Below are 24,493 nucleotides of genomic sequence, written 5' to 3' on the forward strand. Positions count from 1 at the left end.
TGAACAATCGCTACTTCAAGATCCTTCTGCCGATCGTCGGCGTGTTGATGCTGTCCTGGTCGTTCTGGGCCAATGACGGCTGGCTCGAGCTCTGCGCGGGGCTCGCGCTCTTCCTGTTCGGCATGCAGTGCCTGGAGGAGGGGTTACGTCAGCTGGCCGGTAGCAAGCTCGAGCAGCTGCTGGCGCGGAGCACGGCAACCCCGCTCAAGGGCCTGCTGTTCGGTATCAGCGGCACCATGCTGCTGCAATCGAGCACGCTGGTTTCGCTACTCACTATCGCTTTCATCAGTACCGGGCTGATCAAGCTCGCGGGTGGCATCGCGATTTTGTTCGGCGCCAACCTGGGCTCTACGACCGGCATCTGGCTGCTCGCGCTGGCCGGACAGAACGTCAGCCTCAGCCCGCTTGCCTTGCCGCTACTGGTGTTCGGGGTGCTGGCCAGCTTCACTGGCGACAAGGGAAAGGCTGCCGGGCGCATCGTGCTTGGCATCGCGTTCATCTTCCTCGGTATCGATCAGATCAAGGATGGCTTTTCCAGCTTCGGCAGTTTCGACCTGTCGCACTACCATGCGGGAGGATTGAAGGGGCAGTTGCTGTTCGTCGCGATCGGCCTGCTCGCCACCGTGGTGCTGCAGTCCAGTCATGCCACGCTGATGCTGACGCTGACCGCGCTGGCTGCCGGGCAGCTGGATCTCGGGCAGGCGCTGGCGACCGCCATCGGTGCCAACGTGGGTACCACGGTGACCGCTGCCCTGGTCGGTTCGCTCGGCGGCAATCGGAGCGCCCAGCGGCTGGCGCTGGCACATGTACTGTTCAACGTGGTGACCGCGCTACTGGCGCTGGCACTGCTGCAGCCACTCACCGATCTGGTGCGCTGGATCACCGAGCCTCTGGGGTTGGGCGGCAACACCCTGATTCAGCTGGCACTGTTCCATTCGTTGTTCAACGCCATGGGCGTCGCGCTGTTCTGGCCGTTTCAGCGTCAGCTCGCCGCGTTGCTGCAGCGGGTGCTGCCCGATCGTGTCGAGCCGACGGTGCTGATTACCGAGCTTGCCCAGGCGGTGCCGGCAGAGCCGCTGACTCATGCGCGTTACCTCAACGATCGTGCGCTGGATTCGGTAGATGCTGCGGCCAGCGCCGTGGCGCAGGAGCTGCAGCACCTGGCCCGGTTGAGCCTGGAGGTGATCTGTCATGCGACCTACCTGCCGGTTGATCAGCTGCGACAGCAGGGCAGGATCGACGAAGCGCTGATCAATGCAAAGCCCGAAGCGCAGGCGCTGGATGCCGAGCGGCTCTATCAGCGCCATATCAAGGGCGTGTATTCCGATCTGCTGGCGTTCATGGGTCGCCTGGAACTGCCGTTGGACGAAAGCCACCAGGCGTTCTGGCTGAGCTGTCAGGTAGCGGCTTTGCAGTTGGTGGATGCAGTCAAGGATGCCAAGCACCTGCAAAAGAACCTGGGACACTATCTGCGCACCGACGAATCTGCCGCGCGCCAGGCCTATGTCGAGTTGCGTCGGCATCTCCTGGAGTCCCTCCGGGAGATTCGTGCACTGAACCACTCGGAACTGCCCGATGAGCTCTGGCGCGAGCGGCTGAACTGGCTGGACGAGCGCGCGGCGCAATTCGATACCGAGTTTCGCCGCCGCCTGTTCGAGTCGATCCGCAACCACAAGCTGGATGGCCTGCAGACCAGCTCGCTGATGAACGATCTCGGCTATGCCAGTCGCATCATCCAGAGCCTGCGCAATGCCCTGCTGCTTGGCGAGGGGCATGAGCTGACGCGGCAGCTGCGTCAGCTCGCCGAGGACGACGGCCCGGTCATTCTGCAGCTGTAACCGGTTCGCGACCTGCCGGCACTTTCAAGGCTTGGCCGATGCCGCGTGGGTCGCTGGCCGCCTCGACCGTGCCGCTCGGCTTGTGCCAATAGAGCACCTGCTGGTTGCCGTAGTCGCGTTCGATCAGCCTGGGCTGGTGGCCGCGAGCGCGCAGGGCGTCCAGCTGAGCCGGGGTGAAGGCATCGGCTTCGTACTGCAGCACATCTGGCAGGTACTGGTGGTGATAGCGCGGCACTGCCGGCCAGGCCTGCACCGGCTCGCCATCCAGATAAGACAATGCCGAGAGCAGCACCATGCTCGGGATGCGGCTGCCGCCCGGCGTGCCGAATGCGGCGAATTCTTCAGCGCTTTCGATAAAGGTCGGGCTCATGCTCGACAGCGGGCGCTTGCCGCCTGATATCGCATTGGCGCTGCTGCCGGCGAGCCCGTAGGCGTTGCTGCCGTCGACGTCGGCGGCGAAGTCGTCCATCTCGTCATTGAGCAGCACGCCGGTGCCGGGCACGGTGAAGGCGGCGCCGAACATCATGTTCAGCGACAGCGTCGCGGCCACTGCATTGCCTTCGGCATCGATCACCGCGAAGTGCGTAGTGTGTTCGCCCTCCCGCCAGCGCGGCGCGGGTGGCAGCGCGCGGCTGGGCGTCGCCTGGTCGGGATCGATGGAGCGGGCGAGCTGGTCGAGGTACTGCTCTGAAAGTAGACGTGGCAGCGGTGACGCGACGAAATCCGGATCGCCCAGCAGGCCGCGGTCGCGATAGGCCCGGCGCAGTGCCTCGACCACCAGATGACTGCGTTGCAGCGGTTCGGCTTCGCGCCAGGCCAGACGGTCGAGGATTCCAAGGCTCTGCGCGAGGATCATGCCGCCCGCCGAGGGTGGCGGCGCGCCGATCAGCTCGCGGTCATCGGCGAGCGCGAAGCGTAGCGGCTCGCGCTCCACGGTGTGGTAGTCGGCCAGGTCCTGCAGTGTCCAGATGCCGCCGGCCGCGCGCACGCCTTGCACCAGCCGCTTGGCCAGTTCACCGCGGTAGAATCCGTCACGGCCCTGGCTGGCCAGGCGCTCCAGGGTATCGGCTAGTTCCGGCTGGCGCAGCAGATGGCCTTCGGCTGGCAGGGCCCCGTCGTGGAGAAACAGTCGCGCGCTCTCCGGGTCATCACGCAACGCTGCAAGGCGCCAGCCGGCGCGCTGGCGATAGACGGCATCCACGGCAAAGCCATCGCGAGCCAGCGCGATGGCCGGCGCCAGGGTGGTCTTCAGGGGCAGGCGGCCGCGCTTCTCGGCGAGTTCGACCAGCGCGGCCGGCGTGCCGGGAATCGCCGCTGCCAGCGGACCGTTCAGGGAAAGCTCGCGTTGAACCTTACCGTCGCGCAGGTACATATCGGGCGTGGCGGCACCGGGTGCGCGCTCGCGGGCATCGAGAAAAATGTGGCGAGCAGGGTCGCCGGCTTCGCGCAGCAGAAAGAAACCGCCGCCGCCGAGCCCGGACCCGTATGGCTCGACCACGGCCAGCGCGGCGCTCACCGCGACGGTGGCGTCGAAGGCATTGCCGCCTGATTCAAGGATGTGCTGGCCGACTTCGCTGGCCAGCGGATGGGCCGTGGCAACGGCACCATGGGTGACGGCGCTGCCATGGGCCGTGCAGGCCAGCAGCAGGAGGGCGGCGAGACAACCCTGGAGGCCCTTGAGCAGGGTGTTCCGTCGGGCCGGTCGCCGCAGGATCATCACGCCTTGCCGGTGATGATCAGGTACTTCTGCATCAGTTCGTCCTTGCTCTCGACGTTGTTTTCGTCGAGCGGGATGCAGTCAACCGGACAGACCTGCTGGCACTGCGGTTCGTCATAGTGGCCGACGCATTCGGTGCACAGGTTGGGGTCGATGACGTAGATTTCCTCGCCCTGGGAAATGGCGCTGTTCGGGCACTCTGGCTCGCACACATCGCAGTTGATGCAGTCATCGGTGATCTTCAGGGACATCCAGCTAACTCCTGCCATGGCTCGAACCATGGCACAGCAATATTACGACCGGGCAATTGTGCCGCATCGCCGGCCCGCGTGCACTCGACGCGGCCCGGCGGGCAGCTTCAGTTCTGGCCGAAGCGCTCGTGCAACGCGCTCATCACCGCCGGGTGGACGAACTTGGATACGTCACCCTTGAGCGAGGCGATTTCCCGAACCAGCGTCGAGGAAATATAGGAATACTTTTCCGACGGCGTAAGAAACAGGCTTTCCACATCGGGCGCCAGCTGGCGGTTCATGTTGGCCAGCTGGAACTCGTATTCGAAGTCCGACACCGCGCGCAGGCCGCGCAACAGGATGTTGGCCTGCTGCTCCTTGACGAAGTGCGCCAGCAGGGTCGAAAAGCCCATGACCTTCACGTTCGGCAAGTGTTTGGTGACCTCGCGAGCCAGTGCCACGCGTTGCTCAAGCGGGAACAGCGGGTTCTTCTTCGGATTGGCCGCCACAGCGATGATGACCTCGTCGAACAGGCGCGAAGCGCGTTCCACCAGATCGGCGTGGCCCATGGTGATGGGATCGAAGGTTCCCGGATACAACACTCGATTCATCGCGGCGTCCTGACGCATGCGTGGGGGTGTGGATGGTAGCGGCTCGGTGTCGACAGCGTAAAGCCTGAATGCCCTGCGGCGATCTGGCGTGAATGGGAGTCAATCTCAAGACTTCTTCAAGCGATCATCCAGATCCGACGCCAGTTTCGCGCACAGTGCGTAGATCGAGAGCTGGGGGTTTGCGCCAATGCTGGTCGGGAACAGCGAGCCGTCATGTATCGACAGGTTGGCCAGCTGATGGTGCCGTCCGAGGCTGTCCGTCACGGCCCGGCGTGGGTCGTCGCCCATGGCACAACCGCCCATCACGTGGGCGCTACCGAGGCGGGTGCGGTACGGCGCGAGGTCCAGACCCTCGATCAGCTCACGGGCGGCGCGCGGCGTACGCACGTAGCGGGCGTCGGCATGCAACGGCAGCACGGCGCGGGCGCCGGCGGCGAACTGGATCTGCGCCATGCTGTGAAAGGCGCGGCGGATGCCGTTCCAGGCATAGTCGGTCACGCGGTAGTCGAGCACCGGGCTGCCGTCGCTGCGCAGCTCCACCGTGCCCTCGGCGCTGTCCGGATGAAAGCCGTCGCGCTGCAGGGCGATCATCGCGTGGGTATGCGGCAGCGCGGCCATGCGCTGCGCATTCTCCGTACCGAAGTCGCCGAGCAATGTGGCCGCAAGGGCCGGGTGAATGGGCGGTACTTCAAGCTTGTAGCCGGCCGGCCCGGCAGCCCCGTCGCGCCACTGGAAGTGGTCGGAATAGATCGACTGTGGCGCACCGCTGAAGGCGTCGATGCGCGCGTCGAATTGCGCCGCGGAGAAGTTGGTCAGGTGCAGGAAGGTGCGCTTGCCGACGCGCTGGTGCGGGTCCGGGGCGTCGGAGCGCAGCAGCAAACCCGGCGTGTTGATGCCGCCGCCGGCCAGGATGTAGTGCCTGGCGACCACGCGGATACGGCGCCCGGTCGGCGCCACGCAGCGATCGTCCATCGCCAGGCAATCGAGGCCGACGACCTGCTCTGCACGGATCAGCAAGCGTTCGGCGCGGGCGAGGTAAAGCAGTTCGCCGCCCTTGTCCAGCAGCGCCGGAATGCTGGTAACCAGCATCGACTGCTTGGCGTTGGTCGGGCAGCCCATGCCGCAGTAGCCGAGGTTCCAGCAGCCGCGCACGTTGCGCGGGATCACCGCCCAGTGCTGGCCGAGGCTTTCGCAGCCGCGCTGCAGTACCGCGTTGTTGGCATTTGGCGGCACCGCCCAGGGCGCGACGCCGAGGCGCTGCTCCATGCGTTCGAACCAGGGCTGCAGCGCCTCGGCCGAAAGTCCGCTGACGCCGTGTTCGCTGGCCCAGTGCTGCAGGGTCTGCGGTGGTGTGCGGAAGCTCGACGTCCAGTTCACCAGCGTGGTGCCGCCGACCGCGCGTCCCTGCAGGATGGTGATGGCGCCGTCCTTGCTGGTGCGGCCGATGGCTTCCTGATAGAGCGAGCGGTAGGCGCGGGCCTCCTGCATGTCGAAGTCGCCGCTGGTGCGCAGCGGGCCTTCCTCGATCAGCAGTACCTTGTAGCCCGCGGCGCTCAGCACTTCGGCGCTGGTGGCACCGCCTGCGCCGCTGCCGACGATGGCGATATCGGCTTCCAGCGTCAGATCCTGCCGCAGGCGCGAGCCGTCATGGGTTGTCCAGCCGCGGGCGAGACCTTCGGCAAACAGATCGGCAACAGGCACGCAGGCCTCCTTTGGTCAGATTTTGGGCGGGCCGGGGTAAGCGCAGTGCGCCCATGAGCGGGGACTGGCGTACCAGGCCATGAGGGTCATCTGCAGTAACGAGGCGTGGCCCTGACGCAAAAGGGCCAGCGAGCTGTTCTGCCAGCGCTGCAGGAATGCCCGCAGCTCGTCATCCGAGGCATGGCTCCAGTCGCCCCAGACGCCGGTCAACGGACCGCGGGTCAGCGGCAGACTGAGCACATCGAAGAGCTGCTGCACCTGCTTCGCCAGGGCCGGCGACAGATGTTGCAGGCCCAGGTCGAGACTGACGAGGGTGTCCTGCACCGCTTGTGGCATGGCCTCTTCAGGCGCTGTTCCTTGCAACAGCAGCGGTGTCAGGCGATTGAGCAGTGGCAGGTCGCTTTCGCGCAGCATGGTGAAGCCGCTCGCCGGACCGTCGGCAGCGGCAGTGAACGTGCGGCTGAGCAGGCCGCCGCCGGCCAACACCGCGCTGCCGAGCAGACCGATCTTGAGCAGTTGGCGGCGGTTGACGGATAGATCGGGCATCGTGATGTCGTGCTTCAGCGGATGAACAGCGCGTAGATCAGCTTCTGCCACCACCTGCCGTAGGGCGGGTAGACCAGCCGGGCGGCGTTGAAGCGCTGTTTGATGAACAGGCTCTTGGCCTTGCTGAAGGTGAGAAAACCTTCGCGCCCGTGGTATTGCCCCATGCCTGAAGGACCGATGCCACCGAACGGCAGGTCGTCCTGCGCGACATGCAGCAGGGTATCGTTCAGGCACACCCCACCGGAGTGGGTCTTTTCCAGTACGCGCTGCTGTTCGGCGCGGTCGTAGCCGAAGTAGTACAACGCCAGCGGCCGCGGCCGCGCATTGACGTACGCCAGTGCTTCATCCAGATCGCCGTAGGGCACGACCGGCAGCAGCGGACCGAAGATCTCCTCGTGCATCACCCGCATGTGCTCGTTGACCTCGAGCAACAGGCAATGCGGCATGCGTCGCTGCTGCGCTTCGGCGAACAGCGGCATGATCCGCGCGCCCTTGGCCTGGGCATCGTCCAGGCAGTCCTGTAGCCGCGTCAGCTGGCGGTCGTTGATGATCGCGGTGTAGTCGGGGTTGTCCGCGAGGCTCGGATATAGACGTTGCACGGCCTCGCGGTAAGCGGAAACGAAGCCTTCGATGCGCTCCTGCGGCACCAGCACATAGTCTGGCGCGACACAGGTCTGCCCCGCGTTCATGCACTTGCCGAAGGCGATGCGCTCGGCGGCATCGACCAACGGCACCGTGGCCGAGACGATGGCCGGTGACTTGCCGCCGAGTTCGAGTGTCACCGGCGTGAGGTTCTCGGCCGCCGCACGCATCACGTCGCGGCCGATATGGGTTGCGCCGGTGAACAGCAGATGGTCGAGGGGTAGCCGGGCGAAGGCGCAGCCGACCTCCACGTCGCCGAGCACTAGCGCCACCTGATCCTCGGGAAATATCTGCGCGAGCAGCGTCTTGAGCAGTTGGCCGGTGGCCGGTGTCGACTCGCTCATCTTCAGCATCACCCGGTTGCCGGCCGCGAGCGCGCCGATCAGCGGGCCGATGGCCAGATAGAGCGGGTAGTTCCACGGCACGATGATGCCGACGACGCCCAGCGGCTGATAGACCACACGAGCGCTGGCCGGCTGGAAAGCCAGGCCGACCCGCCGCCGCGAAGGTTTCATCCAGCGCCGCAGATGGCGGCAGGCGTAGCGGATGCCATGCAGGCTGGGCATGATTTCCGCCAGCAGGGTTTCGTCGGCCGAGCGATGGCCGAAATCGGCGCTGATCGCTTCGATCAGCGCCGGCTGGTGAGTTGCCAGCACATCGCGCAGCGCGTCCAGCCAGCGCACGCGGTCTTCCTCCGAAGGCATGGGCGCGGCGAGAAAGGCCGAACGTTGCCGCTGGAACACGGCCTCCATGGCGGCGATCGCCTGCGGGATGTCGGCGGACATGGAAGCTCCTCAAGAATAACGGCTGGGAGATTTCTAGAGTAATTGCTCTAAACTGTCAACGAGACGTGCTTGCCCGGCCGCTGGCGTGTACCGTTGCTTCTTCGCTCCGCTGCCGAGAACCCACCGCCTCATGGCACCCCGACCCAAGACCCGTGACCGCATCATCGAAGCCAGCCTGGCGCTGTTCAACGCCCAGGGCGAACGCAACGTCACGACCAACCACATCGCCGCCCATCTGGGTATTTCGCCGGGCAATCTGTACTACCACTTCCCCAACAAGCAGGCGATCGTGGCGGAGTTGTTCGGCCAGTACGAATCGCGTGTCGACCAGTTCCTGCGCCTGCCCCCAGCGCGGGAAATACAGGTACAGGACAAGGCGCTTTATCTCGAGGCGCTGCTCGATGCGATGTGGGCCTACCGCTTTCTGCATCGCGATCTGGAGGGGCTGCTGGATGCCAATCGGGAGCTTGCGCAGCGCTATCAGGTGTTCGCGGCTCGCTGCCTTCAGCATGCGCAGGCGATCTACCGGGGATTCGTCGTGGCGGGCATTCTGGTGATGGACGACGCCCAGACCGAGGCTCTGGCGCTCAATGCCTGGATCATTCTCACGTCCTGGGTGCGTTTCCTAGGCACGGTCAGCGCCGGTGCAGATCAGCTGGATCAGCTTCAACTGCGTCGCGGTATCTATCAGGTCCTCGCGCTGGAGAGCGGCTTCGTCGCGCCGGCGGCTCGCGAGGCGGTGGCGGCGTTGCAGCGGGAGTATTTCGTTGAGCTGGAGCCGCTGCTGCAAGTACCGAGCAGCTGACGCGGGTCGGTGTCAGGGCGTTTCCGCCAACCACTGCGGTATTCGCTGCTCCAGGTAGTAGCGCGGCCGACGTGGCGAGCCCTCAACGAAGCCAACGTGGCCGCCACTGGCGTGCAGCTCGAGGGTCGTGGTCGCTGACAGCTCGGCTGGCTCCGGCACGCTGTGGCGGAACACGAAGGGGTCGTCGGCGGCCTGGATCAGCAGGGTTGGCGTCGTGATAGCTGGCAGGTAGTAGCGGCTGGAGGCGCGGCGATAGTAGTCGTGGGCGTCACTGTAGCCATGCAGCGGCGCGGTGAAGCGGCCGTCGAAGTCCCAGAAGGTGCGCATGCCCCGCAGCGGGCCCAGGCGCTGCAGGGCGCCCAGGTGCTCGGTCAGGCCTTCATGCTGGAAGCGCTGCTGCTTGTCCTTCACATAGGCGACCATGGCCTTCATGAAATGCGCCTGATAGACGCGGGAGAAGCCGAGGCCGATGCGGTCGGCGCACTGGTCCAGGCGAAACGGCACCGACACCGCGACCGCCTTGCGCAGCGGGCTATGGATGCCGCTTTCACCCAGGTACTTGAGCAGCACGTTGCCCCCTAGTGAATAACCCACCGCATACAGCGGCGCCAGCGGGCGGTTGGCCTGCAGATGGGCGATGACCTCGGCGAGATCGTCGCTGGCGCCGGAATGATAGGCGCGCGGCAGCAGGTTCGGCTCGCCGGAGCAGCCCCTCCAGTTGACGGCGACACTGGACCAGCCGTGGGCGCTCAGCTGCTGCTGCAGTCCGAGCACGTAGAGCGAATTCGACGAGCCGGTCAGCCCGTGCAACACCAGAACCAACGGTGCGTTTGCTTCATGCGGGCCATGCCAGTCCAGATCGATAAAGTCGCCATCGGCCAGCCAAAGCCGTTCGCGCTGGCGCTCAAGACGCGGTGCCTGGCGAAAGAACGGGTTCCACAGGGTCTGCAGGTGTGCTCCGGGGAGCCACCAGGCGGGTTGGAAGGTGTCGGACACGATCGCTCGAATTTCCTGCTGGTTTGAGCTGAACTTAGAGCGTCGGCGCCAGGAAGAAAAGCACGATGCAGGCCTTGAATGGTGCCTGCCGCTCGGCGACTTATGCCTTTAGGGATATGGTCAGGGCCGCGTAAGCGGTGGACAGTGACGCGATAGTCTTATCCGGAACCCTGCCCATGATGCCAACCCCCTTCGATCAACTGCTGGCCGCTGCGCGCGAGGAGCGCGAACCTCAGCGACTGCTGTTCGTTTTCGTCAGCGCCGAGTTGCCCGACGATGCCACCGAAGCCGAGCGCCAGCGCTTCGAGGAAAATGCCGGCGGCTCGCTGAAGCCGGTGCTCTGCGTCGACAAGCTGCCCGAGGAGCTGAGTGACTTCGCCGCGTTGCGTGACGAGTCCGCGCGCACCGGGGTCGCCTGGGACCTGCTGTTCGCCGCGGCGCTGCCGGGACAGGGCGGTATCACGCCGAACGCCGATGACGCCGAGCAGCCGCTGAAGATGATGGTCAGTGCCATCGAGACCGGCAATATCGGCCGTTTTCTCGCCTTCGATTGCAACGGACAGACCGTCGACTTCTACTGAGGTCTTCGGCTTCAGCTCGAAGCGGAGCCGGACGGCGCGTTGCGCTCCCACAGTGCGTAATGCACCTTGCCGGCCTTCTTTTCCCGGTGCAGACGCCAGTTGCCTGGCAGGCCGAGGCTGGAGGGCACCGCTTCGCTTTCCGTGTAGATCCAGGCGTGTTCGGCCAGCCAGCCTTTCGTTTCCAGCAGCTCGCAGGCTGGTTGCAGCAGGTTCTTGTTGAATGGCGGGTCGAGGAAGACCAGATCGAAGGGCGTAGGCGACTGCGTATCCAGGTAGCGCAGGGCATCGCTCTGCAGCAACTGGCCATGGCCGCACTTGAGCGTATCCAGATGCTTGCGCAGGCTGGCGATGGCGTTGGCGTTGACGTCCAGCGCCAGGGCCATGCTGGCGCCGCGTGACAGCGCCTCGAGATAGATCGCGCCACTGCCGGTGAACGGATCGAGCACCCGTGCGCCGGAGAGGTAGGGCGCGATCCAGTTGAACAGGGTTTCACGTACCCGGTCCGGCGTCGGCCGCAGGCCTTCGGCATCGGGGAAGCTGAAGCGGCGCGAGCGCCATTCGCCGCCGATGATGCGCAACTGGCCCTGGCCGCCGTGGGCGTTTGGGCGAATCGGTGGTTTGGCCATCAGTGCTCCGGAACGCCGCTGGGCTGTTCGACTGGTTTTTCGGTGGGCGGCGGCAGCGGTTGCTGCTCGACGCTGGGACCGGCGGTGACGATGACGAAGGCATCTTCCTGCAGGTGCTTGTTCATTGCCGTCCTGACCTGTTCGACCGTCAGCGCCTGCACCTCGCCCATGAAATCTTCAAGGTAGGTCAATGGCAGGCCGTAGAAGCCGATGCTGCCGAGCTGGCCGACGATGTCCGCGTTGCTGGCAGTGGACAGCGGGAAGCTGCCGGCGATCTCGCGCTTGCTGCGCTGCAGCTCGGCCTCGCTCGGGCCTTCGGCGAGGTAGTCGCGCACCAGCTGCTGCACCAGATCCAATGCGCCTTCGGTGAGTTCGGCGCGGGTCTGCATGCTGATCATGAATGGCCCTTCGGCGCGCATCGGGCTGAAGCCGGAATAGATACCGTAGGTCAGCCCACGCTTCTCGCGCACTTCTTCCATCAGCCGCGTACCGAAACCGCCACCACCGAGGATCTGGTTGCCGAGGTACAGCGCTGCGTAGTCCGGGTGACCGCGCGGGATGCCGAGCTGGGCCAGCATCAGGTGGCTCTGGTTGGATGGGAAGTCGATATGGTGCTTGCCGGCCGCGGGTGCCTTGGGTGTCGGCGTTGCGGGCAGCGCTGGGCCGTCCGGCAGGGCTGCGGAAACCTCGGCAGCGAGCGCTTCGGCTTCTTCACGGGAAAGGTCGCCGACCAGGGCGATCACCACGTTGCCTGCCGCATAGGCACGGGCGTGGAATTCGCGTAACTGCTCGACGCCGATCGCCGGGACCGACTCAGGCGTGCCTTCGCTCGGGTGGGCATAGGGGTGGTCGCCGTAGAGCTGAGCAAATAGCTCGAGGCTGGCCAGCTTGCCGGGGTTCTGCTTCTGGAACTCGAAGCCGGCGAGCAGCTGGTTCTTGATCCGTTGCAGCGAATCCTCGGGGAAGGTCGGCTGGCCGATGACCTGATTGAACAGCGCCAGCGCTGGCTCGCGCTTGTCCGGCGCGCTCAGGCTGCGCAGACTGACCACCGCCATGTCGCGGTAGGAGCCGTTGCCGAAGTCGGCGCCGAGGCCTTCGAAGCCGCGGGCGATGGCGCTGACATCCTTGCCCTCGACACCCTCGTTGAGCATGGCATTGGTCAGCAGCGCCAGGCCCGGGACGTCGCCGTCCTGGCTGCTGCCGGCAGAAAATGTCAGGCGCAGGTCGAACATCGGCAACTCGCGAGCTTCGACGAACAGTACCTTGGCGCCCTCAGCGGTTTGCCAGCTCTGGATGTCTAGCTTACGCCGGGCGAGCGGCTGGTCGCCGAGCTCGGCCAGCGACTCCAGGCGTGGCTTCTCAGGCGTTGCAGGCACTTCGATCGGCACGGCCGGCTGGGTGGCTTCGCGTGCGACGTCCTGCTTCACCGGTTCGCCGGGTTGCGGCAGGGCCTTGGAGCCTTCATCGCAGCCAGCAAGCCCGAAACTGGCCGCCAGCAGCAGGCCGAACAGGCCATTGCGCAGGGCGCTGAAATCATTCATCACGGGCTTCCTCGGGCAGAACATGGGCGACGCTCAGGCGGGAGCGAGTGAAGTAGGTGCTGGCGGCCTGCTGGATGTCCTCGGGCGTGACGGCTTCCAAGGCGCTCAGCTCCTCGTCCATCAGGCGCCAGGACAACCCGACGGTTTCCAGCTTGCCGATGGTGGTGGCCTGCTGGGTGATGGAGTCGCGCTCGTAGACCAGGCCGGCAATGACTTGCGCACGCACGCGCTCCAGTTCGTCCGCCGAGGGTGGCGTCTGCTTGAGTGCCTCGAGCTCCTGCCAGAGGCCGGCTTCGACTTCCTCGAGCGTCCTGCCCTTCTGCATGTTCGGTGCTGCGCTGAGGACAAACAGGCTGTCGCCGCGGGCGTAGGCGTCATACCAGGCCGAGGCGCTGGTCACCAGTTCTTCGCCGCGCTCCAGCCGTTCCGGCAGACGTGCGCTGTAGCCACCGTCGAGCAGCGCGGAGATCAACCGCAGCGCATGGACCTGGCGAGCGTTCTCCTCGGTAGCCAGGCTGGGTGCGTTGAAGGCCATCAGCAATGTCGGCAGCTGCGTCTTGACGTGCAGCCTGAGGCGGCGCTCGCCCGGCTCGGCCAGTTCCAGCGGCCGTTTGGCAGCAGGCACCTCGCGTTTCTCGATGCCTCCGAAGAAGCGCTCGGCGAGGTTGCGCACCTCATCCACCGAGACGTCACCGACTACTACCAGGGTAGCGTTGTTCGGTGCGTACCACTGTTCGTACCAGGCGCGCAGCTCGTCGGCCTGCATCCGGTTGAGGTCGGCCATCCAGCCGATGGTCGGGTTACGGTAGCCGCTGGCGGGGTAGGCGAGGGTCTTGAAACGCTCATAGGCCAGCGAGCTGGGCTTGTCGTCGGTGCGCAGGCGACGTTCTTCCTTGATCACTTCGATCTCGCGGGCGAACTCTTCCGGTGGCAGCTTGAGGCTGGCCAGTCGATCGGCTTCGAGCTCGAAGGCCACGGCCAGGCGGTCACGCGCCAGGACCTGGTAATAGGCGGTGTAATCATCACTGGTGAAGGCGTTTTCCTCGGCGCCCAGCTCGCGCAGGATGCGCGAGGCTTCGCCGGCATCGAGCTTGCGGCTGCCCTTGAACATCATGTGCTCGAGGGCGTGAGAGAGGCCGGTCTGCCCGGCCGTCTCGTAGCTGGAGCCAACCTTGTACCAGAGCTGCGACACCACGACCGGTGCGCGATGATCCTCGCGAACGATCACTTTCAGCCCGTTATCGAGGAAGAACTCGTGGGTTGGCTGGTTGTCTGCTGCTGCCAGCAGGGGCAGATAAAGCGCTCCGAGCAGCAGGGCGGCGGCGCGGCGTAACATCAGAGGCATAGTCGGGACTCGTCCAGTTGGTGTCCGCCACGGCAGACTGGCAGGGCGGCAACACGGCAGCCATGGTACTGGTGCGTGCGGATCAGGCAAAGCCGGGATATCCGCTGCTTCACCGGCCCTGATAGAGGAGTCCGTGCTTAGCGCACCCGCTTTGCGAGGTGCTAGGATAGAGCCCGTTTGGCCGGCAGCGTGGCTGCCGGCGTATCGCACCCTTGAGAATACCTTCTCCATGTTTGGTTCCAACGACGACAAGAAGACGCCGGCCGAGCCCGGTGAAAAGAAAGGCCTGTTCGGCTGGCTACGCAAGAAGCCGCAGCAGCCGGTGGCCGAGCAGCCTGCCGCCGAGCCGCAGGAAACCAGCCTGCCGCACGCTGAGCAGCCTGAGGCCGAAATCGAACAGCCGGCAATCGATGCTCCCGAGATACTGCCCGAGCGGGCGGTCGAGGCCGAAATACTCCCAGAGCCAGAGCCAGAGCCAGAGCCAGAAATTGCACCTGCACCTGCACCTGTGCCCGTGGCGACGGCGGCACCCGCCCAGGCGCCGACCAAGCTGGGCTTCTTCGCGCGCCTCAAGCAGGGCCTGTCCAAGACCAGCTCCAGCATTGGCGAAGGCATGGCCAGCCTGTTTCTCGGCAAGAAGGCCATCGACGACGACCTGCTCGACGAGCTGGAAACGCGTCTGCTCACCGCCGACGTCGGTGTCGAGGCGACCACGGCGATCATGCAGAACCTCACCCGGCGGGTGTCGCGCAAGGAGCTGGCCGACAGCGGCGCGCTCTACACGGCGCTGCAGGAAGAGCTCGCCGGCTTGCTCAAGCCTGTCGAACAACCCCTCGTGGTCGACAGCGGCAAGCGTCCCTACGTGATCCTTGTGGTCGGCGTGAACGGTGTCGGCAAGACCACTACCATCGGCAAGCTGGCCAAGAAGCTGCAACTCGAAGGCAAGAAGGTCATGCTCGCTGCCGGCGACACCTTCCGCGCCGCGGCGGTCGAGCAGCTGCAGATATGGGGCGAGCGCAACAGTATTCCGGTGATCGCGCAGCATACCGGCGCCGACTCCGCCTCGGTGATCTTCGATGCCGTGCAGGCCGCCAAGGCCCGTGGTATCGACGTGCTGATCGCCGATACCGCTGGGCGTCTGCACACCAAGGACAACCTGATGGAGGAGCTGAAGAAGGTCCGTCGGGTGATGGGCAAGCTCGACGATTCCGCTCCGCATGAAGTGCTGCTGGTGCTCGACGCCGGCACCGGCCAGAACGCGATCAACCAGACCCGGCAGTTCAATCAGGCGGTCGAGTTGACCGGCCTGGTGCTGACCAAGCTCGACGGCACCGCCAAGGGCGGGGTGATTTTTGCCCTGGCCAAGCAGTTCGGCACGCCGATCCGTTACATCGGTGTGGGCGAAGGGATCGACGATCTGCGCACTTTCGAGGCCGACGCCTTCGTCAAAGCGCTGTTCGCCCAGCGGGAAGACGCATGATCCGTTTCGAGCAGGTCGGCAAGCGCTACCCCAACGGTCACGTCGGGTTGCACGAGCTTTCCTTCCAGGTGCGTCGCGGCGAGTTCCTCTTCGTCACCGGCCATTCCGGTGCCGGCAAAAGCACACTGCTGCGCCTGCTGCTGGCGATGGAGCGCCCTACCAGCGGCAAGCTGCTGCTGGCCGGGCAGGATCTGTCACGGATCACCAATTCGCAGATTCCCTTCCTGCGCCGACAGATCGGCGTGGTGTTCCAGAACCATCAGCTGCTGTTCGATCGGACTGTGTTCGATAACGTCGCCCTGCCGCTGCAGATTCTCGGTCTCAACAAGCGCGAGATCGGCCAGCGGGTGATGACCGCGCTGGAGCGCGTCAGCCTCAAGGACAAGGCCCTGCAGTACCCGGCCGATCTTTCCACCGGTCAGCAACAGCGCGTCGGCATCGCCCGCGCCGTGGTACATCGCCCGGCCCTGCTGCTGGCGGACGAACCCACCGGTAACCTCGACCCGCGACTGGCGGCGGAGATCATGGGCGTGTTCGAAGACATCAATCGCCTCGGCACTACCGTGCTGATCGCCAGTCACGACCTGGCACTGATCGCGCGGATGCGCCACCGCATGCTGACCCTGCAACGTGGTCGCCTGATCGGCGACGGGGAGGCCAGCCGATGAGCAGCGAGCGCAAGCCCAAGGCCACACCGAGCACGGCCGAGCGTGTCGGTGGCTCGGTGAAGAAGCCCGAGCAGCCGCATAGTGACGAGCCGGACTTCAAGACGCTGTTCCACGCCTGGCTGGAAAGTCATCGGGCCAGCCTGGTGGACAGCCTCGGTCGTCTGCTCAAGCAGCCGATCGGCAGCTTCTTCACCTGCCTGGTGATGGCCGTGGCGCTGAGCCTGCCCATGGGCCTGGCGTTGCTGCTGGACAATGTCGAGCGGCTTGGCGGCTCCTGGCAGCGTGCAGCGCAGATTTCCCTGTTCATGCAGCTGGACGTGGACGCAGGTGCCGGTGAGCGCTTGCGTGACGAGGTCGCGGACATGCCCGATGTGGCAACGGCGGATTGGGTCAGTCGTGAGCAGGCGCTGGAAGAGTTCCAGCAGCTTTCCGGCCTCGGTGAAGCGCTCAAGGAACTGCCGGAGAATCCGCTGCCGGGCGTGATCGTGGTGACACCCAATGAAGTCGACAAGGACAAGCTCGAAGCGCTGCGCCTGCAGCTGGCCGAACTGCCTGGCGTGCAGCAGGCACAGCTGGATCTGCTCTGGGTCGAGCGTCTGACGGCGATTCTCAAGCTCGGCGATCGCTTCGTCTTCGGTCTGACTCTGCTGCTGATCGCCACACTGCTGCTGGTGATTGGCAACACCATCCGCCTGCACATCGAGAACCGCCGTACCGAGATCGAAGTCGTCAAGCTGGTCGGCGGCACCGACGGCTACGTGCGCCGGCCCTTCCTTTACATGGGCGCCATATACGGACTGGGCGCGGGGCTGATCGCCTGGCTGCTGCTGGCGTACGGCCTGGGTTGGCTGAACGAGGCTGTGGTGAGTCTGGCCGGTCTCTACGGCAGCGATTTCGGTCTGGAAGGCGTTCCGGCTGGTGATGCGCTGTCGCTGGTGATCGGTGCCGTGCTGCTGGGATACATAGGCGCCTGGCTGGCTGTTGCGAGGCACCTGAGCGAGCTTGCTCCGCGATAAAAACTCTTTTAATAACAATGACTTGACTGGTCGCCTGTGGAACTTTTCCACAGGCTTGCAGTCTCATGCGGCAATGCTAAACTGCTGCAGCTTCGTCATTGGAGGTACTGCATGACAACTACTCTGCAACCTGTTCAAGCGCTAGTCCCGGGAGCCAATCTCGAGGCCTACGTGCAGACCGTGAACAGCCTCCCGCTGCTCACCGTCGAGCAGGAGCGCGAGCTGGCCGGGCGCCTCTTCTATCATCAGGATCTCGAAGCGGCTCGGCAGATGGTGCTGGCGCACCTGCGTTTCGTCGTTCACATCGCCCGCAGCTATTCCGGCTACGGGCTGGCTCAGGCCGACCTGATCCAGGAAGGCAACGTCGGCCTGATGAAGGCGGTCAAGCGCTTCAACCCGGAAATGGGTGTACGGCTGGTGTCCTTCGCCGTGCACTGGATTCGCGCCGAAATCCACGAGTTCATCCTGCGCAACTGGCGCATCGTCAAAGTCGCCACCACCAAGGCGCAGCGCAAGCTGTTCTTCAACCTGCGCAGCCAGAAAAAGCGTCTGGCCTGGCTGAACAACGATGAAGTGACCGCCGTGGCCGACAGCCTGGGCGTCGAGCCGCATGAAGTGCGCGAGATGGAAAGCCGTCTGACCGGCCACGACATGGCGTTCGATCCGGCAGCCGATGCCGACGACGACAGCGCCTACCAGTCACCGGCGCATTATCTGGAAGATCATCGCTACGATCCGGCCCGTCAGCTGGAAGATGCCGACTGGAGCGACAGCTCCACCTCCAGCCTGCATACGGCGCTCGAGAGTCTTGATGAGCGCAGCCGCGACATCCTGCAGCAGCGCTGGTTGAACGAAGACAAGGCCACCCTGCACGACCTGGCGGCCAAGTACAACGTGTCGGCCGAGCGCATTCGTCAGCTGGAAAAGAACGCGATGAACAAGCTCAAGGGTTCTATTCAGGCCTGACGCGCGGAGGCGCAAAAAGCGAAACGCGGGATGCCATTGGCTCCCGCGTTTTTTGTTGCCTGCCATTCAGCGCCGGTGCTGCCCGCCTAGGTGCTCCCGCCATTGGCCTGGCGGACATTGCTCCGCGCTTTTTCTACTGCCGTCAGCAACTGGGCGTTGGTGATCGGCTTGTGCAGCCAGACGATCCGCTCGGGGAATTGCGCTTGGTCGAACTGATGTGCAGCGGAAATGACGACGATAGGCAGGTTCTGCATGGCCGGCTTTTCACACAGTTCGTCGATCAGCTGCATGCCGCTGCCATCGGGAAGGTGTAGATCGAGCGTCATGGCCTCGTAACGGCCAGCAGCGAGCTTTTCTCGGGCCTGGTGCAGGCTCTGTACGCGCTCCACGCCGTAGCCGCCTTCACGCAGCATCATGTGCAGCAGGCGCCCGGTGTCCGGTTCGTCCTCGACTACCAGGATGCGCGGCAGGTCGTCGCGGCTGTCGGTCTCGCTGGTCGATGGCTGAATCGGTAGCTCGCACCAGAAGGTAGTGCCCTGACCCGGTGGGCAATCGAAGCCGACCGTGCCACCCATGCGTTCGATCAACTCCTTGGTGATCGCAAGGCCAAGGCCGGTGCCGGACTTCTGCCGGCTGTCGGAGGCGTCTGCCTGGGCGAACTTCTCGAATACGCGCGAGCGAAACGCCTCGGGAATGCCCGGGCCCTGGTCGGTGACGCTGATGCGCACCCGTGGTCCACGCAGACTGCTGTGCAGACGGATCTGGCCACCCTGCGGAGTGAATTTGACTGCATTGGAAAGGAAATTGCCGAGCACCTGTTGCAGACGCATACCGTCTACCCAGACGAGCACATCGACCGGATGATCGAGGCTGCAGCGTATGCCGTGCTGCTCGCAGAGCGCCTGATTGCTTGCCAGTGACTCCTCGAGCAGATCGCCGAGGGAATGTTCCCGAAGTTCGAAGGACATCTTGCCGGCGGCGATCTTTTCCATGTCGAGCAGGTCGTTGATCAGATGACCGAGGCGCAGGCTGTTGCGGTAGGCGATTTCGAGCATCTGCTGCATGGGTGCAGGTGCGCTGCCGAGCGCGCCGCCGACAATCAGGCCAAGCGCGCCGCTGATGGAGGTCAGCGGGGTGCGCAACTCATGGCTGACCGTGGACACGAAGTCGTTCTTCATCTGCTCGACGCGTTTGCGCTCGGTGAGGTCCATCAGCGTGCCGCTGATGCGCTGCGCCATGCCCTGTGGATCACGCTGGATGTAGCCGCGCAGCAACACGGGTACGACGTGGCCGTGCTTGTGCTGCAGGCGCAGTTCGGTAGTGAAATGATCGACGTTGGACAGCATGGTTTGCGCCAGCCGGGCTTTCTGCTGCGCCAGGTCTTCGGCAACGGTCAGTCGCTCCCACAGCTTGAGGTCGCAGGTCAGCTCATTCGGACGGTAACCGAGCATCTCCCAGGCGCGTGGTGAGGCGTACATGCTGCCGGCCTCGAGATCGAGATCCCAAAGGCCGTCGTTGCTGCCTTTGAGCGCCAGTGAAAGTCGCTCCTCGCTCAAGCGCAGGTCGTGCTTGCTCTGGCGGATGTGTCGGGTCATCTCCTCGGCCATCGCCTGTGCTCGGTTGTGGCGCAGCGCCAGCGACGAAGTCAGGAAGAACACCAGCAGGCTCAGGCCAAGCCCCAGCGCCATGACCAATGCTTCGTTGGAGTGGAAGCGGTTGTCGAACTCCGGAAGGCTGTCCAGACGCAATGTCCAGGTCTGCCCGTAGAGATCCAGCTGCTGCACCTGGCTGTAACGCGCGTTGTCAGGATCGACGGTTTCCCTGGATGCATAAATCAGCTGTTCGGCCTGTTCGCCGTTGCTGGCATAGATATGCAGCGCCAGCGGCAGGTCGGCGGCGCGCAGAATGCCGCGCATCAGGTCCTCGACCCGATAGGGGCTATAGACGAAGCCGATCAGCGCCTGCATGCGCTGCTTGGGCGTCAGTAGCGGCGCGCCTGGCTGATAGACCGGCACATAGAGCAGTACCCCGGCCTGCACCTTGCCGTGGGTTTCCTGCATGAGCGTCACCTTGCCGGTGATGCTCGTTTCGCCCAGCTGCGCCGCGCGGCGCATGGCGCGTTGGCGGGTCGGCTCGGAATACATGTCGTAGCCGAAGGCCGCCAGGTTGCGGCCGACGAAGGGCTCGAGAAAGATGATCGAGGTATAGAACTCGCGCTGGCCGGGCGGATAGATGTCGTAATCCGGAAAACCCTGCGCGCGAATGCGTGCGACATGTGCATCACGCGAGGCGGCCGGAATGGCTTGAGTGAACCCGACCCCCTGGATGCCGGGGTATCGATCCGGTAGCAGCAAGCGTTCGACATAGGCATGCCATTGCTCGCGGGTGACCTGCTCGACGGCATCGAACAGGCCGGCTCCGCCCAGGAGGATCTGCTCGTGGTCGCGCAGGCGTTTGCGAATCGCTTCGGTGACCTTCTCGCTGAGCATCTCGAACTGCTGCTCGGCGGCGCGATTCTCGCTGCTGCGCAGGTTGTGCCAGACCACCAGTTGCACCAACAGGGTGAAAACCAGCATCGCCCAGGCGATGCCGTTGCGTCGGCTGAAGAGCTGCCGGAGACCCTGGATCGGTCTTTGCTGATTCACGGGATCGCTCATGCCTTCACTGCGGTGTGCTGTGAGTGGATCGGTTGAGTGGCGGTTGGCCAGCTGCTGCTGGTCCGTCACTGACGTGGCCCAGTATGCCGTAACGCTGTCGTCTCGGGCGCGTGCGGTTGGCAGGTTCGCCCTGAAAGTTGTGTCAGCTTAACTCTGGTGATGGCCTATTGATATAAGTCGGTCGTCACCGTCCGGATGAGTGGCAGGCCTGGCCATAGCACAGTTCGCTGGGGCGCCAGTCGATCGCATCGGCCGGCTGCGGACGAGCAAAGCCATAGCCCTGGCCGTAGTCGCAGTTCTGCCCGAGCAGGAAGGTTGCCTGCTCGGCGGTCTCGATGCCTTCGGCGACCACCCTCAAACCGAGGTTGTGTGCCAGACCTATGACCGAGCGGGTAATGGCTGCATCGTCGCGGTCGTCGGGCAGACCTCTGACGAAGCCCTGATCGATCTTCAGTTTGTGCACATTCATGCGTTTGAGGCGCTGCAGCGACGAATAGCCGGTGCCGAAGTCGTCGATCGCCAGCTGTACGCCGAGTGCGCGCAGGCGCTGCAGCAGCACCAGAGCGGCATCGGGGTCCTGCATCACCGCGCTTTCGGTAATTTCCAGCTCCAGATGACGAGCCTCCAGACCGCTTCTGGCAAGAATGGTGGCCACCTGAAGGTCGAGTTCACCGTTGCCAAACAACCGACTGGAAATGTTCACCGCTATGAATCCCAGCGGATGGCCCTGGCCGAGCCACTCACGAGCCTGGTTGCATGCCTGTTCCAGCACCCAGTGGTCGATCGCGCTGATCAGTCCGGTTTCCTCGGCAATCGGAATGAAGGCCCCCGGTGCGATCAAGCCCTTTTCCGGATGCTGCCAACGCACCAGGGCTTCGAAGCCGCTGATCGTGCCCTGCCGCAGATCGTAGATCGGCTGGTAATGCAGACGCAGCTGGCCCTGCTCAAGGGCCTGGCGCAGTGCCGTTACCAGCTCGACGCGCTGACGGGCCTGGCTGGTCAGTTCCTCGGAGTAGAATGCATAGGTCGAGCGGCCGTTGCTCTTGGCCTTGAACAGCGCCGAGTCGGCATTGCGCATCAGCTGTTCGGCATTCTGCACGTCAGTCGGGTAGGGGTAGAGCACGATGCCGATGCTCGCGCTGCTGAACAGCTCCTGACTGCCGATATGAAAAGGCTCGTTGAGGCGGTCGAGGATGCGCAATGCCAGTGCGGTGGCCTTCTCGGCACCGTAGCCCTCGCAGAGCAGGGCGAACTCGTCGCCACCGAGCCGGCCGAGCGTCATGCCTTTTTCCAGATGCTCGCCCAGGCGCGTGCTCACGGCCTGCAACAGGGCATCGCCCAGGCTGTGGCCAAGGCTCTCGTTGATGTCCTTGAAATGATCAAGATCGATCAGCAGCAGTGCACCGCTGCGTTTGTTGGCGCGCGCGCGCTCGAGATCCTGCTTGGCGCGTTCGGTGAACAGCAGGCGATTCGGCAAGTTGACCAGCGGGTCGTAGTGGGCGAGCTGGTCGAGTTCTTCGCGAGAGCGTTTCAGCGCCGAGAGGTCGGAAAACACTGCCACGTAATGGCTGAGCTGGCCCTGGTTATCATAAATGCAGCGCAGGTTCTGCCATTGGGGATACACCTCGCCATTCTTGCGGCGATTCCAGATTTCGCCACTCCACTCACCATTTTCCTTCAGCGCCAGCCACATCTGCTGGTAGAACTCTGCGTCGTGCTTGCCCGAGGCGAAGAGTTTTGGCGTCTGCCCGAGCACCTCCTCCGTGCTGTAACCGGTAATACGGCTGAAGGCCGGATTGACGTGCACGATGCGCTGCCTGGGATCGGTCACCAGCACGCCTTCCTGGGTGCTGTCGAATACCGCAGCCGCCTGTTTCAGGCTGGTTTCCTGCACATGCTGGGCGCGCTGCTGTTCATCGAAGCGGCGAAAGTGCTGGCGGCCGAGCAGGAATATCAGCGCGCTGGTCAGTGCCACGAACAGGGCGCCCTTGCCCATTTGCCAGGTCTGGCTGTCGTCCGCGGCCAGGTGACTCACCAGCGCGTCGCCAAGAAGGATCCACAGCATGGCCAGGCTGAAATAGCCCAGGCTCACCCGGACGAGGTATGTGTTCATCGTAGCTCTTGGGTCCGATCGAATACTGCACGGTCAAAACCTCATCGCTCTAGGTGGGCGGGAGGTACGTTTTCACCGGGGGTGCCGCTTTTGCTGCTCCTGTCGTTTGTGCCTGCTGGCTCAGAGCCAGCTCGGCCACCAGTCCGGGTGGTCGGGTTTGATTCGCTGTAGATAGTGGCTGCCGCCCAGCTGGCGCATCTGCTGGCGAATCCACGCCGCGCGGTTGTTCACATAGCTGCTCGGCTTGCCGGCATTCCATTGTCGCGGGTTGGGCAGCACTGCAGCCAGCAGGCTGGCCTGACGGGTCGACAGGTACGCGGCGCCGGTGCCGAAGTGATGCTGCGCCGCGGCCTGCGCGCCAAAGATGCCATCGCCCCACTCGACGCTATTGAGATAGACCTCGAGGATGCGCTGCTTCGGCCACAACAGCTCGATCAGTCCCGTGAACCAGGCTTCCAGGGCCTTGCGTGGCCAGCTGCGACCCGACCAGAGGAACAGGTTCTTCGCCACCTGCTGGCTCAAAGTGCTCGCACCACGCAGCGAGCCACCGCGCTCATTGTGGCTGAGGGCGGCACGGATCGCGGCGACATCGAAGCCCCAGTGGTCGGCGAATTTCTGATCCTCGGCGGCGATCACGGCCATCTTCAGATCGTCCGGCAACTCGCGCCAGGGACGCCAGTCGCGGGTCAGGTCGATAGTTTCACCGGTGCGCCAGGACTCGATCTTGCGCTCGATCATTAAAGCGGTAAATGGCGGTGGCACCCAACGAAACAGCAGTACCAGCAGCACCGATAGACCGATCAGCCAGAGCAGCAGTTTGGACAGGCGCAGCAGCAGGTTTCGCAACATGTCACTTGGTCGTGGGCGAAAAGAGCGGGCATTATAGCGGCCGCTTGGGCCATCGACCGGAAAAGGCAATGATTCGTTGTTATCTCGTGCTGGCTGCCCTGTTCGGTTTCACCGGTGTCGCGCTTGGCGCGTTCGCTTCGCACGGCCTCAGAGACCAGCTGAGTCCCGCCTATCTCGCCGTTTTCCACACTGGCGTGCAGTATCAGCTGATTCATACGCTGGCGCTGTTCGGTGTCGCGCTGCTGGCACTGCTGCGCCCGAGTCGGCTGCTGACCGTTGCCGGTGCGCTGTTCGTAGCCGGCATCCTGCTGTTCTCCGGCAGCCTCTACCTGCTGACGCTGAGCGGCATCGGCAAGCTGGGCATGATCACGCCGATAGGCGGCACCGCCTTTCTCGCCGGCTGGCTGTGCCTGGTACTGGCTGGCTGGCGCATACGCGGCTGACCGGGACGAACGGCCGCGGCCTTCGCGTTGGTCGCGTGGGTGATTCGGGCTAGAATGCCGTCCCCTTTTCGCAATGGCGGCGAACAGCATGCAGATTCAGTTGAATGGCGAACCCTATGAGCTGCCAGCCGGCGAAACGGTCGCCGACTTGCTGGTACGTCTCGAGCTGAGCGGCCGCCGCCTGGCTGTCGAACTCAACCGGGACATCGTGCCGCGCAGTGCTCACGCGTCGACTCCGCTCAGCGAGGGCGATCACGTCGAGGTAGTACATGCCATCGGTGGCGGCTAGCCGGTAACACCTGTCCCGAATATGCCGCCTATACGGCCCCAGCCCGCT

General features: G+C 64.4%; 22 protein-coding genes. 9 read left to right on the top strand and 13 right to left on the bottom strand.

From position 1 onward, the window contains the following. Positions 1 to 47 precede the first annotated feature (47 nt). Positions 48 to 1,838 (top strand): Na/Pi cotransporter family protein, encoded by a 1,791-nt coding sequence (locus EA798_RS01070; protein WP_376780563.1) that lies wholly within the window; start codon positions 48 to 50, stop codon positions 1,836 to 1,838. On the opposite strand, the gene ggt is transcribed toward EA798_RS01070, so the two are convergent. From ggt to EA798_RS01100, 6 genes are all read right to left on the bottom strand, one after another. Then, positions 1,822 to 3,555 (bottom strand): gamma-glutamyltransferase, encoded by a 1,734-nt coding sequence (gene ggt / locus EA798_RS01075; RefSeq protein WP_122097766.1) that lies wholly within the window; start codon positions 3,553 to 3,555, stop codon positions 1,822 to 1,824. The genes EA798_RS01070 and ggt overlap by 17 nt on opposite strands. Beyond that, the gene (locus EA798_RS01080) at positions 3,555 to 3,806 is read right to left on the bottom strand and encodes a YfhL family 4Fe-4S dicluster ferredoxin (RefSeq protein ID WP_003303200.1); all 252 of its coding nucleotides are present in this window, start codon (positions 3,804 to 3,806) and stop codon (positions 3,555 to 3,557) included. The genes ggt and EA798_RS01080 overlap by 1 nt, the downstream gene beginning before the upstream one ends. A 107-nt stretch (positions 3,807 to 3,913) precedes the next feature. Beyond that, positions 3,914 to 4,396: a pantetheine-phosphate adenylyltransferase gene (coaD, locus tag EA798_RS01085; protein ID WP_003303199.1), complete on the bottom strand. Its 483-nt coding sequence runs from the start codon at positions 4,394 to 4,396 to the stop codon at positions 3,914 to 3,916. Positions 4,397 to 4,501: 105 nt separating this feature from the next. Next, positions 4,502 to 6,097: a GMC family oxidoreductase gene (locus tag EA798_RS01090; protein WP_122097767.1), complete on the bottom strand. Its 1,596-nt coding sequence runs from the start codon at positions 6,095 to 6,097 to the stop codon at positions 4,502 to 4,504. Positions 6,098 to 6,112: 15 nt separating this feature from the next. After that, positions 6,113 to 6,643: a twin-arginine translocation pathway signal protein gene (locus EA798_RS01095; protein WP_122097768.1), complete on the bottom strand. Its 531-nt coding sequence runs from the start codon at positions 6,641 to 6,643 to the stop codon at positions 6,113 to 6,115. Between the two features lie 14 nt (positions 6,644 to 6,657). Beyond that, the gene (locus EA798_RS01100) at positions 6,658 to 8,070 is read right to left on the bottom strand and encodes a coniferyl aldehyde dehydrogenase (RefSeq protein WP_122097769.1); all 1,413 of its coding nucleotides are present in this window, start codon (positions 8,068 to 8,070) and stop codon (positions 6,658 to 6,660) included. Between the two features lie 130 nt (positions 8,071 to 8,200). Here EA798_RS01100 and EA798_RS01105 point away from each other — a divergent pair, with 130 nt between their 5' ends. Beyond that, entirely contained in the window at positions 8,201 to 8,875 is a 675-nt protein-coding gene (locus EA798_RS01105; protein ID WP_122097770.1) for a TetR/AcrR family transcriptional regulator, read from the top strand. Between the two features lie 12 nt (positions 8,876 to 8,887). Here EA798_RS01105 and EA798_RS01110 read toward each other — a convergent pair whose 3' ends face one another. Next, positions 8,888 to 9,871 (bottom strand): hydrolase, encoded by a 984-nt coding sequence (locus tag EA798_RS01110; RefSeq protein WP_122097771.1) that lies wholly within the window; start codon positions 9,869 to 9,871, stop codon positions 8,888 to 8,890. Positions 9,872 to 10,047: 176 nt separating this feature from the next. Between EA798_RS01110 and EA798_RS01115 the strand changes: the two genes are divergently transcribed. Further along, positions 10,048 to 10,452, top strand: coding sequence for a hypothetical protein (locus tag EA798_RS01115; RefSeq protein ID WP_015275264.1), 405 nt, complete (start codon positions 10,048 to 10,050; stop codon positions 10,450 to 10,452). Positions 10,453 to 10,463: 11 nt separating this feature from the next. Here the strand turns inward: EA798_RS01115 and rsmD are convergent, their stop codons facing one another. Genes rsmD through EA798_RS01130 form a run of 3 tightly spaced genes read right to left on the bottom strand, consistent with a single transcriptional unit; the run spans position 10,464 to position 13,964 of the window. Continuing rightward, positions 10,464 to 11,078 (bottom strand): 16S rRNA (guanine(966)-N(2))-methyltransferase RsmD, encoded by a 615-nt coding sequence (gene rsmD, locus EA798_RS01120; protein ID WP_122097772.1) that lies wholly within the window; start codon positions 11,076 to 11,078, stop codon positions 10,464 to 10,466. Next, positions 11,078 to 12,619, bottom strand: a complete 1,542-nt coding sequence (locus EA798_RS01125) for a M16 family metallopeptidase (RefSeq protein WP_122097773.1) — start codon at positions 12,617 to 12,619, stop codon at positions 11,078 to 11,080. Before EA798_RS01125 ends, rsmD begins: the two co-directional genes overlap by 1 nt. Beyond that, the gene (locus EA798_RS01130) at positions 12,612 to 13,964 is read right to left on the bottom strand and encodes a M16 family metallopeptidase (protein ID WP_122097774.1); all 1,353 of its coding nucleotides are present in this window, start codon (positions 13,962 to 13,964) and stop codon (positions 12,612 to 12,614) included. The genes EA798_RS01125 and EA798_RS01130 overlap by 8 nt, the downstream gene beginning before the upstream one ends. Before the next feature lie 229 nt (positions 13,965 to 14,193). Between EA798_RS01130 and ftsY the strand changes: the two genes are divergently transcribed. From ftsY to rpoH, 4 genes are all read left to right on the top strand, one after another. After that, entirely contained in the window at positions 14,194 to 15,444 is a 1,251-nt protein-coding gene (gene ftsY, locus EA798_RS01135; protein WP_122097775.1) for a signal recognition particle-docking protein FtsY, read from the top strand. Further along, positions 15,441 to 16,112, top strand: coding sequence for a cell division ATP-binding protein FtsE (gene ftsE, locus EA798_RS01140; protein WP_102824023.1), 672 nt, complete (start codon positions 15,441 to 15,443; stop codon positions 16,110 to 16,112). The genes ftsY and ftsE overlap by 4 nt, the downstream gene beginning before the upstream one ends. Continuing rightward, positions 16,109 to 17,128: a permease-like cell division protein FtsX gene (gene ftsX, locus EA798_RS01145; protein WP_122097776.1), complete on the top strand. Its 1,020-nt coding sequence runs from the start codon at positions 16,109 to 16,111 to the stop codon at positions 17,126 to 17,128. The genes ftsE and ftsX overlap by 4 nt, the downstream gene beginning before the upstream one ends. Before the next feature lie 111 nt (positions 17,129 to 17,239). Next, positions 17,240 to 18,094 carry an RNA polymerase sigma factor RpoH gene (gene rpoH / locus EA798_RS01150; protein WP_106157272.1) on the top strand — a complete coding sequence of 285 codons (855 nt, stop codon included), beginning with the start codon at positions 17,240 to 17,242 and terminating at the stop codon, positions 18,092 to 18,094. Positions 18,095 to 18,180: 86 nt separating this feature from the next. Here the strand turns inward: rpoH and EA798_RS01155 are convergent, their stop codons facing one another. The 3 genes from EA798_RS01155 to mtgA all read right to left on the bottom strand — a co-directional run bounded on the left by EA798_RS01155 (position 18,181) and on the right by mtgA (position 23,713). Continuing rightward, positions 18,181 to 20,751, bottom strand: coding sequence for a hybrid sensor histidine kinase/response regulator (locus tag EA798_RS01155; protein WP_122098165.1), 2,571 nt, complete (start codon positions 20,749 to 20,751; stop codon positions 18,181 to 18,183). 184 nt (positions 20,752 to 20,935) lie between these two features. Further along, positions 20,936 to 22,864, bottom strand: coding sequence for a phosphodiesterase DibA (dibA, locus tag EA798_RS01160; protein WP_106157273.1), 1,929 nt, complete (start codon positions 22,862 to 22,864; stop codon positions 20,936 to 20,938). A 120-nt stretch (positions 22,865 to 22,984) separates the two neighbouring features. Then, on the bottom strand, positions 22,985 to 23,713 hold the full coding sequence (gene mtgA / locus EA798_RS01165) for a monofunctional biosynthetic peptidoglycan transglycosylase (RefSeq protein WP_106157274.1): 729 nt from the start codon (positions 23,711 to 23,713) through the stop codon (positions 22,985 to 22,987). 68 nt (positions 23,714 to 23,781) lie between these two features. Here mtgA and EA798_RS01170 point away from each other — a divergent pair, with 68 nt between their 5' ends. Together EA798_RS01170 and thiS are read left to right on the top strand one after the other, a co-directional pair. Continuing rightward, positions 23,782 to 24,156 carry a DUF423 domain-containing protein gene (locus tag EA798_RS01170; RefSeq protein ID WP_122097777.1) on the top strand — a complete coding sequence of 125 codons (375 nt, stop codon included), beginning with the start codon at positions 23,782 to 23,784 and terminating at the stop codon, positions 24,154 to 24,156. 88 nt (positions 24,157 to 24,244) lie between these two features. Then, the gene (gene thiS, locus EA798_RS01175) at positions 24,245 to 24,445 is read left to right on the top strand and encodes a sulfur carrier protein ThiS (protein ID WP_106158790.1); all 201 of its coding nucleotides are present in this window, start codon (positions 24,245 to 24,247) and stop codon (positions 24,443 to 24,445) included. Positions 24,446 to 24,493 lie beyond the last annotated feature (48 nt).

Origin of the sequence: Pseudomonas songnenensis, from assembly GCF_003696315.1 — a bacterium.
Classification (GTDB): domain Bacteria; phylum Pseudomonadota; class Gammaproteobacteria; order Pseudomonadales; family Pseudomonadaceae; genus Stutzerimonas; species Stutzerimonas songnenensis.

What these genes read in the sequence shown, in the direction of transcription:
- mtgA (WP_106157274.1), bottom strand. Translation starts at nt 23,713, where the DNA reads ATGTTGCGAAACCTGCTGCTGCGCCTGTCCAAACTGCTGCTCTGGCTG.
- EA798_RS01105 (WP_122097770.1), top strand. Translation starts at nt 8,201, where the DNA reads ATGGCACCCCGACCCAAGACCCGTGACCGCATCATCGAAGCCAGCCTG.
- ggt (WP_122097766.1), bottom strand. Translation starts at nt 3,555, where the DNA reads ATGATCCTGCGGCGACCGGCCCGACGGAACACCCTGCTCAAGGGCCTC.
- dibA (WP_106157273.1), bottom strand. Translation starts at nt 22,864, where the DNA reads ATGAACACATACCTCGTCCGGGTGAGCCTGGGCTATTTCAGCCTGGCC.
- ftsE (WP_102824023.1), top strand. Translation starts at nt 15,441, where the DNA reads ATGATCCGTTTCGAGCAGGTCGGCAAGCGCTACCCCAACGGTCACGTC.
- thiS (WP_106158790.1), top strand. Translation starts at nt 24,245, where the DNA reads ATGCAGATTCAGTTGAATGGCGAACCCTATGAGCTGCCAGCCGGCGAA.
- EA798_RS01155 (WP_122098165.1), bottom strand. Translation starts at nt 20,751, where the DNA reads ATGAGCGATCCCGTGAATCAGCAAAGACCGATCCAGGGTCTCCGGCAG.
- rpoH (WP_106157272.1), top strand. Translation starts at nt 17,240, where the DNA reads ATGACAACTACTCTGCAACCTGTTCAAGCGCTAGTCCCGGGAGCCAAT.
- rsmD (WP_122097772.1), bottom strand. Translation starts at nt 11,078, where the DNA reads ATGGCCAAACCACCGATTCGCCCAAACGCCCACGGCGGCCAGGGCCAG.
- ftsX (WP_122097776.1), top strand. Translation starts at nt 16,109, where the DNA reads ATGAGCAGCGAGCGCAAGCCCAAGGCCACACCGAGCACGGCCGAGCGT.
- EA798_RS01070 (WP_376780563.1), top strand. Translation starts at nt 48, where the DNA reads ATGCTGTCCTGGTCGTTCTGGGCCAATGACGGCTGGCTCGAGCTCTGC.
- EA798_RS01095 (WP_122097768.1), bottom strand. Translation starts at nt 6,643, where the DNA reads ATGCCCGATCTATCCGTCAACCGCCGCCAACTGCTCAAGATCGGTCTG.
- EA798_RS01115 (WP_015275264.1), top strand. Translation starts at nt 10,048, where the DNA reads ATGATGCCAACCCCCTTCGATCAACTGCTGGCCGCTGCGCGCGAGGAG.
- EA798_RS01100 (WP_122097769.1), bottom strand. Translation starts at nt 8,070, where the DNA reads ATGTCCGCCGACATCCCGCAGGCGATCGCCGCCATGGAGGCCGTGTTC.
- ftsY (WP_122097775.1), top strand. Translation starts at nt 14,194, where the DNA reads ATGTTTGGTTCCAACGACGACAAGAAGACGCCGGCCGAGCCCGGTGAA.
- EA798_RS01080 (WP_003303200.1), bottom strand. Translation starts at nt 3,806, where the DNA reads ATGTCCCTGAAGATCACCGATGACTGCATCAACTGCGATGTGTGCGAG.
- coaD (WP_003303199.1), bottom strand. Translation starts at nt 4,396, where the DNA reads ATGAATCGAGTGTTGTATCCGGGAACCTTCGATCCCATCACCATGGGC.
- EA798_RS01125 (WP_122097773.1), bottom strand. Translation starts at nt 12,619, where the DNA reads ATGAATGATTTCAGCGCCCTGCGCAATGGCCTGTTCGGCCTGCTGCTG.
- EA798_RS01130 (WP_122097774.1), bottom strand. Translation starts at nt 13,964, where the DNA reads ATGCCTCTGATGTTACGCCGCGCCGCCGCCCTGCTGCTCGGAGCGCTT.
- EA798_RS01170 (WP_122097777.1), top strand. Translation starts at nt 23,782, where the DNA reads ATGATTCGTTGTTATCTCGTGCTGGCTGCCCTGTTCGGTTTCACCGGT.